Origin of the sequence: Rhodococcus erythropolis NBRC 15567, assembly GCF_001552595.1 — a bacterium.
Taxonomy (GTDB): domain Bacteria; phylum Actinomycetota; class Actinomycetes; order Mycobacteriales; family Mycobacteriaceae; genus Rhodococcus_F; species Rhodococcus_F erythropolis.
This window is the reverse complement of the sequence record NZ_BCRM01000003.1, coordinates 84,950-98,736: the sequence shown is the minus strand read 5'-3', so window position 1 is coordinate 98,736 and position 13,787 is coordinate 84,950. Positions and strand designations below refer to the sequence as shown.

Sequence of the window (13,787 nt, the reverse complement as noted above, 5' to 3'; positions counted from 1 at the left end):
AGGAATCGCCATGGAGGTCAGGGTTGATCTGGACCGTTGCGAGGCAAACGGTGTGTGTGTAGGGATCGCACCCGATATTTTCGACCTCGACGACAACGAGGAGCTCGTGATCAGTTCCGTGCGTCCGCCGGAGGATCGCTGGGAAGATGTCCGTTCCGCGATCGCTCAATGCCCGCGTGCGGCGCTGACCGAACATCCCTGACGATGGTTGCCCAAAACAAGAACACGTTCTAAAGTTGCGAACTCGTGGGTCACGGCAATCGAGCCGGGTAACTCGACACACGACCGCAGAGAACCGGGAGAGCGCTTCGATGAATGCTGTGAACAGCCCAGAAACCAGTCTCGAGGGCAAGGTCGCCATCGTGACCGGTGCCGGATCGGGGCTCGGAAAGTTCGAGGCCATTGGTCTGGCGAAGGCCGGTGCGTCGTTGGTCGTCAACGATCTGGCCCCGAACGAGGCCGTCGAAGCAACGCTCGAGGAGATCCGCGGTCTCGGCGCCAAAGTCGAATTCGTGGCAGGCAACGTCGGTGAGCGTTCTACCGCCGACGCACTGATGGAAGCAGCGCAGGGGCAGTTCGGCAGTGTCGACATTGTCGTCAACAATGCCGGCGTCGTGCGCGACCGGATGCTGTTCAACATGTCCGACGAAGACTGGGATCTGGTCCTCGAAGTTCATCTTCGCGGCCATTTCCTCCTGTGCCGCAACGCCGCTGCCTACTGGCGAGCGAAATCCAAGGAAGCCGGGGCGCCGGTGTACGGGCGCATCGTCAACACTTCTTCGGAGGCGGGCCTTCTCGGACCGGAAGGGCAGCCCAACTACGGCGCTGCAAAAGCCGGAATCACGGCGCTGACGTTGTCGGCCGCACGTGGGCTCTCGCGTTATGGCGTTCGGGCCAACGCGATCTGCCCGCGGGCACGGACGTCGATGACCGAAGGTGTGTTCGGTGACGCGCCGGCCGACGGCATCGATCCGCTCTCGCCCGAGCATGTGGCATCGCTCGTCTCGTACCTGGCGTCACCGGCGGCCGACGCCGTCAACGGTCAGGTATTCGTGGTGTACGGACCGATGGTTGCGCTGATGGCGGCGCCCGTCGTCGAGCAGCGGTTCGACGCCGAGGGAGATTCCTGGTCGCCGGAAACGCTGTCCGCGGTGATGGGTGACTACTTCGCTGACCGTGACCCGGCAAAGATGTTCTCGGCATCGGCGGCCCTGCGCGCGTTGGGCTGATCGACGGGTCTGATTCTCAGGTGCGCGACACGTAGAACCGTTGTTCACACTTAGACGGTCTACGTGTCCACTTCCTGGTAGAAATAGCGTGTTCACGAGTCGGTGGGCGCGGCACTCTGCCTGCGTTCTGCAACGAGACCAACGGTCTCGAAAAAACTAGACTGTGTTCCAATTTTGCATTCCTGTGAACGATGCGATATTCGATCGACGTGCCCGGTCAAGGCTGGCGCGGTAGCAGGGTCTCGATCCGGCGCCGAGAAGCGCTGATCATTCAAAAGTATTAATTTCCAGGATATTTCGGCGAAATTCGCACCGAAAAGGGATGCTTCCCATGGCCCGAACCTTCGGGTTTCGGATCGTCGCCGTGAGGCTAATTCTTAGAGTTGGACACTTGTTTTTGACAGGTGAACACGTTCTAGTTAATATGACCTGAGTCACAAGCTGTCGGGGGCTGGACTATGAGAACAGACAGTACTGCGGCAACCAAGGACGAGGAGGGCGAATGGTAGACCTCGTCGAGGTGCCATTACGAGCGGTCGGTGGCTTCTTTCAGATGTCCGCCCAAACCTTGAGGGCAGTCTTCTCCCGCCCCTTCCAGCGTCAAGAGTTCATCGATCAGGCCTGGTTCGTGGCGCGAGTCTCGATGGTGCCGACGGTGCTGGTCGCAATCCCGTTCACGGTGCTGGTCAGCTTCACCATCAACATTCTCTTGCGCGAGATCGGTGCAGCCGACCTCAGCGGTGCCGGAGCTGCGCTCGGTACCGTCACACAGGTCGGCCCCATCGTCACCGTGCTGATCGTCGCCGGCGCCGGCGCAACCGCCATCTGCGCGGACCTCTCGGCCAGAACCATTCGCGAAGAGATCGACGCCATGAAGGTGCTCGGTATCAATCCGATCCACCGGTTGGTCGTTCCCCGGGTGCTCGCGTCGACGGGAGTGGCGCTGCTCCTCAACGGACTGGTCTGCACCATCGGCATCCTCGGCGGTTTCGTCTTCTCCGTGTTCATCCAGGACGTGAATCCCGGCGCCTTCGTCAACGGCATCACACTGCTCACCGGATTCGGTGAGCTCATGCTCTCCATGGTCAAAGCAGGACTGTTCGGCATGATCGCCGGCCTGGTTGCGGCCTACCTCGGACTCAACGTCAAGGGCGGCGCCAAGAGCGTCGGTGACGCGGTCAACCAGACCGTCGTGTTCGCGTTCATGGCGCTCTTCGTCGTCAACGTGCTCATCACGACCATCGGTATCAAGTTGACGGCCGGATGAGGCACACGGCAGTCGGAGAGATCGAAGTGAACAGAACGACGAACGACGGACGGGAGGAGATCTGATGGCGTTGGCCGCAGCGGGACGCTTCCCGCGCACACGTCGACAGATCGGCTCGATCTCTCGCAGTATCGACAGCATCGGTGATCAAGCGCTGTTCTTCGCGAAGGCTCTCGGTCACGCTCCCAAGGCGCTGATGCGTTATCCGCGTGAAACTCTGCGACTGATCGCCGAGATCAGCATGGGCACCGGTGCGCTCGCCGTCATCGGTGGCACCGTCGTGATCGTCGGATTCCTGACACTGTTCACCGGTGGCACCATCGCCGTTCAGGGCTACAGCTCGCTGGGCAACATCGGTGTCGAAGCACTGACGGGCTTCTTCGCCGCCTTCATCAACGTTCGCATCGCAGCGCCGGTCATCGCCGGAATCGGCCTCGCCGCGACCATCGGCGCCGGCTCCACCGCGCAGCTCGGTGCGATGCGCGTCTCCGAAGAGATCGACGCCCTGGAGACGATGGCGATCCCGTCGATTCCGTATCTGGTCAGCACCCGCGTCATGGCCGGCATGATCGCGATCATCCCGCTGTACTCCCTGGCGGTGATCGCGTCGTTCGTCGCCAGCCGCTTTGCGACGGTGTTCCTCTACAACCAGTCCGGCGGCGTGTACGACCACTACTTCACGACCTTCCTGATACCCACGGACATACTGTGGTCGTTCGCCCAGGCGATAGTCATGGCGCTGGCCGTCATGCTCATCCACACCTACTACGGCTTCAACGCAACCGGTGGCCCGGTCGGCGTCGGTGTCGCGGTGGGTAACGCAGTGCGCGCCTCGTTGATCGCGGTCGTCACGGTCACCCTGCTCATCTCACTCGCCATCTACGGCGGGTCCGGCAACTTCAACCTGTCGGGATAGGCGGGCAAGCGATGACCGTACCCAGATGGCACAAGAAGTTGGCCGCAGCCGGCCTGGTCCTCGGACTCGTGGCGATCGTCGCCGTTGCTCTCACCATGTTCTCGGGTGGGTTCACCAAGAGCACGCCCATCACCGTGACGTCCACGCGTGCCGGCCTGGTCATGGAACCGAATGCCAAGGTGAAGCTGCGCGGAGTGCAGGTCGGCCGCGTCGAATCGATCTCCCTCGTCGGCGACCAGGCAAACCTGAAGTTGGCGATGGATCCGGGCCAGATGTCGAAGATTCCGTCGAACGCCCGGGTGGAAATCAAGACCACCACGGTGTTCGGTGCGAAGTACGTCAACATCGTGATTCCCGACGATCCGTCGACCCAGCCGATCCAGGAGGGTGCTGTCATCGCCTCGGACAGCGTCACCGTCGAGTTCAACAGTGTCTTCGAACATCTTTCGGACGTACTCGCGAAGATCGAACCGGAAAAGCTCAACGCCACACTCGGCGCGATCTCCACTGCACTCAACGGGCGCGGCGAGTCGCTGGGTGAGGTTCTCGAGCTCGGTGACACCTATCTGAAGAAGATGAATCCGGTTCTGCCGCAGCTCCAGGAAGACTTGGTCGGCGCCGCCGATGTCACCAACCTGTACGCCGACGTGGCACCGGATCTGATGCGCATCCTCGACAACGCCACCGCGACAAGCGGATCGATCGTGGCGGAGCAGGCAAACCTCGACCTGCTGTTGCTGAACGTCACCGGCCTCGCGGACACCGGCAACGCGTTGTTGACCGACAACGAGCAGAACCTGACCACCGCCCTCGACACTCTGACCGCGACGACGACCCTGCTCGACAAGTACTCGTCGGGTCTGACGTGCTTCATCGTCGGGTTGAACGACGGCCGGATCAAGTTCGAGCCACTGGCAGGCACCGGGGACAAGGCTGCACTGATGCTGAGTGCGAGCTTCATGTACGGCGCCGAGGCGTACCAGAACCCGCAATCTCTCCCCAAGGTCGCGGCCTCCGGTGGACCCAATTGTTATGGTCTGCCCGAATTCGATCCGAAGGTCGACGGGCATGCCCCGTTCGCAGTCACCAACACCGGCAACGTGCCTTTCGTTCCCAACACCGAACTGCGCGTCACCGTGCCGACCATTTTCCAGTATCTCTTCGGTGACTCCTACGAGCAGGAAGACGGGAAGTGATGAGACCGACCACGGTCAAGCTGCTGATTTTCACCGTCGTCATGGCGGTCATCTTCGCCGGACTGGCGATCGTCTTCAGTCAGGTGCGCTTCAGCAGCAGCAACGGATTTCACGCCACGTTCTCGGACGTCTCGGGACTCAAGTCCGGCGACAAGGTACGTATCGCCGGTGTTCCGGTCGGGTCGGTCACCGGAGTGTCCATCGGTGACTCCAACCAGGCCGAGGTCGAGTTCGACGTCGATACCAAGTACTCACTGATGAAGAGCACCAAAGCGACTGTGCGCTACGAGAACCTGGTGGGCGACCGCTACATGGAACTGCTCGAGGGCGCTGGTTCCACCGAGACGCTTTCGTCAGGTGGATCGATTCCAGTCGACCAGACGTCGCCCGCGCTCGATCTGGATCTGCTGCTCGGCGGATTCAAGCCGCTGCTTCGCTCTCTCGACCCCCAGCAGGTCAACGACCTCTCCGGGGCCCTGCTCCAGGTACTCCAAGGTCAGGGTGGAACATTGGTTTCGCTTCTGGGAAACACCAGTTCGTTCACCAGCACGTTGGCGGACCGAGATCAGCTGATCGGGGACGTCATCACCAACCTCAACGACGTACTCGGCACGATCAACGACAAGGGTGATCAGTTCTCCACCACGATCGATCAGCTCCAGCAGTTGGTCAGTGGATTGGCGAAGGACAGTGGCCCGATCGGTAATTCGATCACCGAGATCGCCGGCGCGACCGGAGATCTCGCATCGCTGCTGCAGGCGACACGTCCGGACATCCAGACCCTGATCGGGGAGACCAACCGAACGATGACGCAGCTGGACCTGGGCAAGGACGACATCAATACCGCGCTCGGTCGTCTGCCGTCCGACTACCGGAAGCTGATCCGAGTGGGCACGTACGGAGCGTTCTTCCAGTTCTATCTGTGCGCCAACACTTTCAAGTTCTCCGGACCTGACGGAACGACGATCATCTTGCCCACGGCAGTCCAGGACACGGGAAGGTGCGCAAAAGTCTCATGACCCCTACCCGTGAACGCAATCCGGTACAGATCGGTGTCATCGGTCTCGTCCTGGCGGTGGCAACCGTGGGTGCCACGCTTCAATACGATCAACTCCAGTTCATCAACGGCGGCATTCGCTACTCGGCGTATTTCCAAGATGCCGGCGGCCTGGTCGCCGGCGACAATGTGACCATGGCCGGAGTGAATGTCGGCAAGGTCAGCGACGTCGAGCTCGACGACCAGAAGGTTCTGGTCACCTTCACCGTTCAGGACGGCGTCGCCCTGGGCGAGCAGACCGCGGCCGACATCAAGACCAACACGGTTCTCGGCCGAAAGTCGTTGGCGGTGCGGCCGGAAGGATCCGGACTGCTGCGCACGGACACGCCGATTCCTATCGAGCGCACCAACTCCCCGTACTCGCTCAACGACGCGCTCGGCGACCTCGGTACCACGGTGTCCGAACTCGACACGGACCAGATCAACGATTCGCTCAACGCTATCTCGGACACGCTGGCCGATACTCCGCCCGAACTGCGCACCGCGTTGGACGGAATGACGCGGCTTTCGCAGAGCATCAACTCACGCGACGAGAGCCTGCTCCAATTGCTCTCGCGGGCCGAAGATGTCACCAAGATCCTCTCCGACAGAAGCGGTCAGATCGATTCGTTGCTGGTTGACGGCAACAAGCTGTTTGCCGAACTGAGCTTGCGGCGTGACGCGATCAGCGAACTGATCGTCAACACCGGCGCAGTCTCACGTCAACTGTCAGCGCTTGTGCAGGAGAACGAGGCTCAGATGGGGCCGACCCTCGAGAAGCTGAATTCGGTCGCCGAGGTTCTTCAGCAGAACAAGGACAACATCGCCGGGGCGCTCGACGGCCTCGGACCGTACATCACCGCGCTCGGCGAGACCGTGGCCAGCGGCCCGTTCTTCGATGCCTTCATCATCAACATTCTGCCGAGTAACTGGTGGAAGACTTTGGTGGACACCAGCGTCGCGCCCGAGCAGGTTCCGGGCGACCTGGAAGACTTCTTCCCCGGCATTCCACCGACGATCAGGGGGCCGGGAGAATGACCGAGACCATGACTTCACAGGATTCACAGGGCTCCACCAACCCACGCAAGAAGTGGGTGCTGATCGGAGCGGGTGTGCTGGTCGCGCTGCTCGTGGCGGGTGCGGCCTACCTCTTCATCCCTGGCCTGGGCAAGACCAAGATCTCCGCGCACTTCGTCTCGACGACAGGTCTCTACGAGGGCGACGTCGTGCGAGTGCTCGGTGTCAACGTCGGCAAGGTGACGAAGATCGAACCGCGTGATCGGGACACGTACGTCGAGATGAAGATCGACTCGAGCGTCGACGTTCCGGCAGATGCCAAGGCGCTCATCGTTGCTCAAAGCCTCGTGTCCGCACGCTTCGTGCAATTGACCCCCGTGTACTCCGGCGGGGAACAGATGCCCAATGGCGGCGAGATCCCGATCGAGCGCACCGCCGTTCCGGTGGAGTGGGACGAGATCAAGACCGAACTGACCAAACTGTCTGACGCACTCGGACCGGAGGGTCTGGACGATCAGGGTTCCCTCGGCCGATTCATCGACACCGTGGGAACGAACCTCGACGGTAACGGTGAGTCCATTCGGTCGACGTTGCGCGAACTCTCGGCCACGATGCACACGCTGTCCGAAGGCCGGACCGATTTGTTCTCCACCATTCGGAACCTGCAGGCGTTTGTCACTGCGTTGTCCTCGAGCAACGAGCAGATCGTGCAGTTCAGCGGTCACCTCGCTTCGGTGACAAGCGTTCTCGCAAGCAGCTCCGACGAGTTGGGTACCGCCCTCAGCGATCTCGACCTGGCGGTGGGCGACGTTCAGCGGTTCGTCAAGGACAACAGCGAGGGACTGAGCGAATCGGTCGCGCGTCTGGCCGATGCCACCCAGGTACTGACGGACAAGCGCCCGGAGATCGAGCAGGTTCTGCACTCCGGACCGACGTCGCTTGCCAACTTCTATCAGATCTACAAACCGGCTCAGGGCAGCATGACCGGCGCAATCGCACTGAGTAACTTCAAGAATCCGATCCAGTGGATCTGTGGTTCCATCGAAGGCATCGACAGTGGTAACTCCCAGAACAGTGCCGACCTGTGTAAGCAATACCTCGGGCCGGTGCTCAGCACGATGATCGGCAACTACCCCGGATTCCTGTTCAACCCGGTCGCGGGCGTGCAGGCTTTCCCGGATCAGATCGTCTACACCGAACCGGGATTGGAAGCGGCAAGTCAGAATCAGCCGGAAACCGTCGCAGGACCGATGTCAGGTGCTCCCATGACGAGTGTTCCCAAGGATCTCGCCGAACTCTTCAACATGGGCGGAGGGAACTGATGCGGGTAGCTCGCAAGACCACGGTTGCCGTGTTGGCCACGGCAGTGGCACTCGGCGCCAGCGGTTGTGAATGGAACGGTCTCAACTCTGTGCCGATGCCAGGAACTCAGGGCCGGGGCGAAGGCGCATACGAGGTCCAGATCGAGATGCCGAACGTGACTACGCTGTCGCAGAATTCGCCCGTCCGGGTGGATGACGTTGCAGTGGGAAGCGTTTCGAACATCGAGGTTCAGGGCTGGCACGCTCTGGTGACGGTGTCGCTGAATCCCGAGGTTCAGTTGCCTGCCAACGCGACGGCAAAAATCGGCCAGACCAGCTTGCTCGGCTCTCAGCACATCGAGTTGGCGCCGCCGGTTGGAGAAGAGCCCGAGGGCCGACTCGAAGCCGGTGACTTGATTCCCATCGAGCGGGCGGGCGCTTACCCGACGACGGAACAGACGCTGTCGTCTCTGTCCGTTGTTCTCAACGGCGGCGGTCTCGCTCAGGTTCAGGACATCACGAAGGAACTCAATGCCGCTCTCGGTGGGCGTGAAGATTCCGTTCGAGACCTCCTGCCTCAGCTCGATCAGCTGGTCGGAAGTCTGGACAAGCAACGAGGCGACATCGTTTCGGCGATGGAAGGACTCGATCGACTGTCCTCGACCGTCCAGGCACAGCACGACACCTTGAACAAAGCGCTCGAAGGTATTCCGCCGGCACTCGAGATTCTTGTCGCTCAGCGTCAGGACATCACCACCGCGTTGACCTCCCTCGGTGGTCTCAGCGAGGTGGCGAGCCGTGTCATCCAGGAGAGCGGCGACGATTTCGCGACCAACGTTCGGGCTCTTTCGCCGACTCTGAAGGCCTTGGCGGATTCGGGTAACGCTCTCACTCAAGTTCTCGGAGTCCTCTTGACGTTCCCGTTCCCACAGAACGGAATCGACAACGTCATCCGCGGTGACTACGCCAACCTGGCAATGACCATCGACATCTCGCTGCCCCGACTCGACGCGAACTTCCTCACCGGAACTCCGTTGGCCGGAACACTCTCCGGCCCGGAAGGTGTGTTGGGTAAGCAGGCCGGGCTCGCCGGACAGACAGGCAACCCGTTGAGCGATCCGCTCAAGCCTGCCGCACCGCCGGCCCAGGCTCCCGCCGGACAGGCTCCCGCTGCGCAGGCCCCGGCAGCGGATCCGAATACCATTCAGATTCCGGGACTTCCGCCGATCAACATTCCAGGACTTCCTCAGGGGGCACCGGCACCATGATGCTCACAAAGTTCGTCCGTATCCAGCTCACCATCTTCGCCGTCTTGACGGTCGTCGGTTTGATCGTGATGGCCACTCAGTACGTGCGTGTTCCGGCGATGGTCGGTATCGGCCGTTACGACGTCACTGTCGAATTGCCCGCCACCGGTGGGCTGTACAAGAACTCGAACGTCACCTACCGCGGTCAGACCATCGGTGTCGTGAACGCGGTGGAGCTCTCGGAGACGGGTGTGAATGCGCGACTGTCTCTCGAGAGTGGCGTCAAGGTTCCGTCGGACGTCGATGCTGCGGTCAAGAGTGTGTCGGCGATCGGCGAGCAGTTCGTCGACCTGATTCCGCACACCGACAGCTCCGGAGCGATCGTGGTCGACGGGCATCTGGAAAACGGATCGGTGATTCCCGAAGACCGAACCAGCATTCCGCAGGATGTCGGCGCGATGCTCGATCAGGCAGATCTGTTGCTGCAGAGCATTTCCGACACCAAGCTCAAGACCGTCATCGACGAATCCTTCAAGGCGTTCAACGGTGCCGGCCCGGATCTGCAGAAGCTGATCGACTCGGCTCGGCTGTTCGTCGAGGAGGCGAACAACAACTCCGACGCGACCAAGACGCTGATCGAGCAGGCCGGTCCACTCCTGGACACTCAGGTGGTCAGCAGCGACGCCATCCGTTCCTGGACAAGCAATCTGGTGACGTTCACCGACCAGCTCCGAGCCAGCGACCCTGATCTGCGTGCCGTCATCCAGAAGGGTCCGGCCGCAGCGGCGGAGGCGAATGCTCTTCTGCAAGACATGCAGCCGACATTGCCGATTCTTCTGGCGAACCTCGTGTCCGTCGGACAGGTCGGCGTGATCTACAACAACGCGATCGAGCAGATTCTGGTCATCTACCCGCCGCTGGCCGCAGCGCTGGTCACGGTGGCAGGCTCCGGCCCGGCTGCGGATGGTGCACTGGTGGACTTCCACATGGAGGTCAACGACCCGCCGCCGTGCACTACAGGATTCCTGCCCGCAGAGCAGTGGCGCAGTCCGAAGGACGAATCACCGATCGAGACGCCGTCGGATCTCTTCTGCCAGGTTGCCCAGGATTCACCGATCGCCGTGCGCGGCGCGAGAAACCTTCCCTGCGAGGAGTATCCGGGACGTCGTGCGCCGACGGTCGAACAGTGCCGTTCCGGCTACGTACCGATGGGCACGAACCCGCAATCCGGGCCTCCGGAACCGATTACCGCGACCCCGAGCTCGTACACGTCGACGCCTTCGGTCTCGGCTCGTCGGTACGATCCGATTACAGGCACGTACATCGGGCCGGACGGAAGGACGTACTCGCAACCGAACCTCGGTGGCGGCGACGTCAGTCTCGAACAGTTCATGAAGGGTCAGCAGGGTTGATGACAGACGAAGATCCACAGGCCGGGCAGCGGGTGCGCCGTCGCGCGTCCCGCAGCGCCGGACCCACGGGTGCGGATGCAGACGCTGCCGCGGTAGTAGTGCCCACCGAAAAGAAGTCGGCCGAACAGAAGCCAGCTGAGCAGAAGGCGGCTGAGCAGAAGGTGGCGGCGCCAGTTGCTTTGGGCAAGCCCGATACTCCACCTGAGAAGGTCGTCAGCGGTGATCAGGTCGCGACCAAGGCTGAGCCGACCGGTACCACCGAAACCCCCGCAGAAACTGCTGTGGACACCCCTGTTCGTTCGAAGCCCAAGGCCGGGCTGGTAGTCGGGATCGCCGTTGCTTCGGTGATCGCTGTTGCTCTTACGGCCCTGACGGTGTTTCTTCTCGTCGACCGGAACAAGGCGTCCAATGCCGACGAGGACCGAGCGCGCTACGTGGCCGGTGCCCGGACCACCGCACTGAATCTGACGACACTGCACGCGGATACAGCGGCTGCCGACCTCGACAAGTTCCTCGCCGGCACCACCGACGAGTTCAAGTCGCAGTTCGACGGACGCAAGGATTCGTTTGTCAACGTCCTCGGGCAGGCCGGAGTTCAGACCGACGGCGAGGTACTCGAAGCCGGGTTCGAGAAGTCCGACGGCGATTGCGGGACTTCATTGGTCGCGGTGCGTGCGATGCAGAAGAACGGCGACGAAGCGCCCGCTGAACGCAACTACCGACTCCGAATCACCATGTGCGACGTCGACGGGCAGTTGCTTGCCTCGAATGTGGAGTTTGTGCCATGACCCCAGAAGTAATCCCCGAGACGTCCAAGCCCAAGCGCGTCTCACCGCTCGCCATCGTTCTGTGCGTCATCAGTGCAGTGGCCATCGCGTTGGCGGCAGTGTCGGCGTATCTCTACTTCGGTCCGGGTGGAACGCGTGACATTGCGGCGATCGATCAGACCAGAGACGAAGTGGCACAGGCCTCTTCCGATCAGGCGGTTGCGATGTTCCAGTACGACTACAACAACGTCGACCAGCAGTTGCACGCGGCCACAGACGGTTTGACGGGCGATTTCCAGGGCACGTTCACCAACCTGATCGAATCGGTGATCATTCCGGGAGCCAAGGAAAAGTCGCTGACCGTTCAGGTAGTCGTCCAGGGTGCCGCGGTTCTCGACGCGGAGGCGGACAGCGCGACGACGATGCTGTTCCTCAATCAGATCACTACGTCTTCGGAATCACCCGAAGCCGTCGCCAGTGGTAGTCGCGTCAAGATGAGTCTGGAGAAGCAGGACGGGCGTTGGCTCGTGAACAACGTCCAACCCTTCTGATTATCTGAAACAGGCTGGGGCCGCGGAGATTCACTCTCCGCGGCCCCAGCCTTTGTGCACTGTCCTCAGTGGTCTTGTGCTTCGGCCGGGGCGATCAGCGCCGGACCTGCGGCACCGCCGTGCGCGAGCGCGTCGAGGAACGAGCGTGCCCAGCGGTCGACGTCGTGGGTCAGGACCTGACGACGTAGCGCACGCATGTGGCGTCGGCCGTCCTCTCGCGGTTGATTGAGGGCCTTCTCCATCGAATCCTTGACGTCGTCGAGGTCGTGGGGATTGCACAGGAAAGCCTGACGGAGTTCTGATGCAGCGCCGGTGAATTCGCTGAGCAGCAATGCGCCACCCAGATCACTGCGGCAGGCGACGTACTCCTTGGCGACCAGGTTCATACCGTCACGCAGCGGTGTGACCAGCATGAGGTCGGCAGCGACGAAGAACGCGACCAGTTCGTCGCGGGGGATCGGCCGATGGATGTAGTGGACGACGGGGCGACCGACTTCGCTGAACTCGCCGTTGATCCGGGAGACCTTCTGCTCGATGTCTCCGCGCATCTGCACGTAGCTTTCGACACGTTCGCGGCTCGGGGTCGCCAACTGCACCATGACCGTGTCGGCGGGATCGATGCGCTTCTCCATGAGAAGTTCGTGGAGTGCGGCGAGCCTGACGTCGATGCCCTTGGTGTAGTCGAGGCGGTCCACGCCCAGCATGATGTGCTTGGGGTTCCCGAGTTCTTTGCGAATCTGCTTGGCGCGGTCTCGAATTGCCTTGGTGCGCGAGAGTTCGTCGAGCTTGCCGGAGTCGATGGAGATGGGGAATGCACCGACGCGGACGCTACGGAAACCTACTTGCACCACACCGAGTTTGGAGCGGACGCCGACTGTTCCGCGTGAAGTCTGCTGTCCGGCAAGGCGTCTGGCCAGGTAGAGGAAGTTCTGTGCGCCACCCGGAAGGTGGAAGCCGATGAGGTCGGCGCCGAGGAGGCCCTCGACGATCTCGGTGCGCCACGGCATCTGCATGAACAGCTCGACCGGGGGAAACGGAATGTGCAGGAAGAATCCGATGGTGAGGTCGGGGCGCAGCATCCGCAGCATCTTCGGTACCAACTGCAGCTGGTAGTCCTGGATCCAGACGGTCGCGCCCTGAGCCGCTGCCTTGGAAGTGGCTTCGGCGAACCGCCGATTCACCTCGACGTAGGCGTTCCACCATTCGCGGTGGTACTCGGGTTTGACGATGACGTCGTGATAGAGCGGCCAGAGGGTGGCGTTGGAGAACCCCTCGTAGTACTCGTTGATCTCCTCGGCGCTCAGCGGCACGGGGTAGAGCTCGAGTCCGTCTTCGACGATGGGGTCGAGATCGGCGTCGGGCACGCCCGCCCAGCCCACCCACGCGCCCTGATTGCTGCGCAGGATCGGCTCGAGAGCGGTGACCAGTCCACCGGGGCTTCGCTTCCAGCGGGTGGTGCCGTCGGGAAGCCGTTCCAAGTCGACGGGCAGGCGGTTCGCTACGACGACGAACTCAGCCTGCCCGGACACGGTGTCACCGGTCGAAGAAGCAAGTGCGCTGTCAGAAAGGGTTGAACTGGTCGAATCCGGACTGACAGGCACGTGGTTCCTTCTCGGTCGGTGAGGGAAAGATTCAGTCGAGCTTGGCGGCGGGAGAGATACCGAGCATCGAGAGCAGCATCCTGCACTCGTCGGCATCCTCCGCGTATGCAGCGACAACGTGCTGCGCCATGCGCGCTGTTTCCTCGGCGACGGTCTCGATTTCCTCGTCCGCGATCTCGGTTTCGACGGTCGTGTTCTCAGCCATCATGTTCCTCTCGTGCTTGCCTGCACGGCGCAAGCAATGTTT

At 61.8% G+C, this 13,787-nt stretch carries 14 protein-coding genes; 12 read left to right on the top strand and 2 right to left on the bottom strand.

Going from position 1 to position 13,787, the window contains the following annotated elements; translation table 11 throughout:
* Window positions 1-10 precede the first annotated feature (10 nt).
* From RE4_RS08115 to RE4_RS08060, 12 genes are all read left to right on the top strand, one after another.
* Window positions 11-202, top strand: coding sequence for a ferredoxin (locus RE4_RS08115; protein WP_007734330.1), 192 nt, complete (start codon window positions 11-13; stop codon window positions 200-202).
* A 109-nt stretch (window positions 203-311) separates the two neighbouring features.
* Window positions 312-1,229 carry a 3-oxoacyl-ACP reductase gene (locus tag RE4_RS08110; protein ID WP_007734334.1) on the top strand — a complete coding sequence of 306 codons (918 nt, stop codon included), beginning with the start codon at window positions 312-314 and terminating at the stop codon, window positions 1,227-1,229.
* Between the two features lie 502 nt (window positions 1,230-1,731).
* The gene (locus tag RE4_RS08105) at window positions 1,732-2,496 is read left to right on the top strand and encodes an MlaE family ABC transporter permease (RefSeq protein ID WP_003945687.1); all 765 of its coding nucleotides are present in this window, start codon (window positions 1,732-1,734) and stop codon (window positions 2,494-2,496) included.
* 64 nt (window positions 2,497-2,560) lie between these two features.
* Window positions 2,561-3,412, top strand: a complete 852-nt coding sequence (locus RE4_RS08100) for an MlaE family ABC transporter permease (RefSeq protein WP_003945759.1) — start codon at window positions 2,561-2,563, stop codon at window positions 3,410-3,412.
* Window positions 3,413-3,423: 11 nt separating this feature from the next.
* A complete protein-coding gene (locus tag RE4_RS08095) occupies window positions 3,424-4,608 on the top strand; it encodes an MCE family protein (RefSeq protein ID WP_003945815.1) in 1,185 nt (394 codons plus the stop codon).
* Window positions 4,608-5,627, top strand: coding sequence for an MCE family protein (locus RE4_RS08090; protein ID WP_019746999.1), 1,020 nt, complete (start codon window positions 4,608-4,610; stop codon window positions 5,625-5,627). Before RE4_RS08095 ends, RE4_RS08090 begins: the two co-directional genes overlap by 1 nt.
* Window positions 5,624-6,682, top strand: coding sequence for an MCE family protein (locus tag RE4_RS08085; protein WP_021332433.1), 1,059 nt, complete (start codon window positions 5,624-5,626; stop codon window positions 6,680-6,682). Before RE4_RS08090 ends, RE4_RS08085 begins: the two co-directional genes overlap by 4 nt.
* Entirely contained in the window at window positions 6,679-7,983 is a 1,305-nt protein-coding gene (locus RE4_RS08080; protein WP_019747000.1) for an MCE family protein, read from the top strand. The genes RE4_RS08085 and RE4_RS08080 overlap by 4 nt, the downstream gene beginning before the upstream one ends.
* Window positions 7,983-9,230 carry an MCE family protein gene (locus tag RE4_RS08075; protein WP_019747001.1) on the top strand — a complete coding sequence of 416 codons (1,248 nt, stop codon included), beginning with the start codon at window positions 7,983-7,985 and terminating at the stop codon, window positions 9,228-9,230. The genes RE4_RS08080 and RE4_RS08075 overlap by 1 nt, the downstream gene beginning before the upstream one ends.
* On the top strand, window positions 9,227-10,621 hold the full coding sequence (locus RE4_RS08070) for an MCE family protein (protein ID WP_019747002.1): 1,395 nt from the start codon (window positions 9,227-9,229) through the stop codon (window positions 10,619-10,621). Before RE4_RS08075 ends, RE4_RS08070 begins: the two co-directional genes overlap by 4 nt.
* The gene (locus tag RE4_RS31405; protein WP_081098328.1) at window positions 10,621-11,409 is read left to right on the top strand and encodes an Rv1363c family protein; all 789 of its coding nucleotides are present in this window, start codon (window positions 10,621-10,623) and stop codon (window positions 11,407-11,409) included. The genes RE4_RS08070 and RE4_RS31405 overlap by 1 nt, the downstream gene beginning before the upstream one ends.
* Complete coding sequence (locus RE4_RS08060) at window positions 11,406-11,939, top strand: twin-arginine translocation pathway signal (protein WP_019747004.1); 534 nt, start codon at window positions 11,406-11,408, stop codon at window positions 11,937-11,939. The genes RE4_RS31405 and RE4_RS08060 overlap by 4 nt, the downstream gene beginning before the upstream one ends.
* 65 nt (window positions 11,940-12,004) lie before the next feature.
* On the opposite strand, the gene RE4_RS08055 is transcribed toward RE4_RS08060, so the two are convergent.
* The gene (locus RE4_RS08055) at window positions 12,005-13,468 is read right to left on the bottom strand and encodes an alpha,alpha-trehalose-phosphate synthase (UDP-forming) (protein WP_127159967.1); all 1,464 of its coding nucleotides are present in this window, start codon (window positions 13,466-13,468) and stop codon (window positions 12,005-12,007) included.
* Window positions 13,469-13,571: 103 nt separating this feature from the next.
* The gene (locus RE4_RS31260; RefSeq protein WP_019747006.1) at window positions 13,572-13,748 is read right to left on the bottom strand and encodes a hypothetical protein; all 177 of its coding nucleotides are present in this window, start codon (window positions 13,746-13,748) and stop codon (window positions 13,572-13,574) included.
* Between the last annotated feature and the right edge of the window lie 39 nt (window positions 13,749-13,787).

What these genes read in the sequence shown, in the direction of transcription:
- RE4_RS31405 (WP_081098328.1), top strand. Translation starts at nt 10,621, where the DNA reads ATGACAGACGAAGATCCACAGGCCGGGCAGCGGGTGCGCCGTCGCGCG.
- RE4_RS08110 (WP_007734334.1), top strand. Translation starts at nt 312, where the DNA reads ATGAATGCTGTGAACAGCCCAGAAACCAGTCTCGAGGGCAAGGTCGCC.
- RE4_RS08060 (WP_019747004.1), top strand. Translation starts at nt 11,406, where the DNA reads ATGACCCCAGAAGTAATCCCCGAGACGTCCAAGCCCAAGCGCGTCTCA.
- RE4_RS08100 (WP_003945759.1), top strand. Translation starts at nt 2,561, where the DNA reads ATGGCGTTGGCCGCAGCGGGACGCTTCCCGCGCACACGTCGACAGATC.
- RE4_RS08085 (WP_021332433.1), top strand. Translation starts at nt 5,624, where the DNA reads ATGACCCCTACCCGTGAACGCAATCCGGTACAGATCGGTGTCATCGGT.
- RE4_RS31260 (WP_019747006.1), bottom strand. Translation starts at nt 13,748, where the DNA reads ATGATGGCTGAGAACACGACCGTCGAAACCGAGATCGCGGACGAGGAA.
- RE4_RS08090 (WP_019746999.1), top strand. Translation starts at nt 4,608, where the DNA reads ATGAGACCGACCACGGTCAAGCTGCTGATTTTCACCGTCGTCATGGCG.
- RE4_RS08070 (WP_019747002.1), top strand. Translation starts at nt 9,227, where the DNA reads ATGATGCTCACAAAGTTCGTCCGTATCCAGCTCACCATCTTCGCCGTC.
- RE4_RS08075 (WP_019747001.1), top strand. Translation starts at nt 7,983, where the DNA reads ATGCGGGTAGCTCGCAAGACCACGGTTGCCGTGTTGGCCACGGCAGTG.
- RE4_RS08105 (WP_003945687.1), top strand. Translation starts at nt 1,732, where the DNA reads ATGGTAGACCTCGTCGAGGTGCCATTACGAGCGGTCGGTGGCTTCTTT.
- RE4_RS08080 (WP_019747000.1), top strand. Translation starts at nt 6,679, where the DNA reads ATGACCGAGACCATGACTTCACAGGATTCACAGGGCTCCACCAACCCA.
- RE4_RS08115 (WP_007734330.1), top strand. Translation starts at nt 11, where the DNA reads ATGGAGGTCAGGGTTGATCTGGACCGTTGCGAGGCAAACGGTGTGTGT.
- RE4_RS08095 (WP_003945815.1), top strand. Translation starts at nt 3,424, where the DNA reads ATGACCGTACCCAGATGGCACAAGAAGTTGGCCGCAGCCGGCCTGGTC.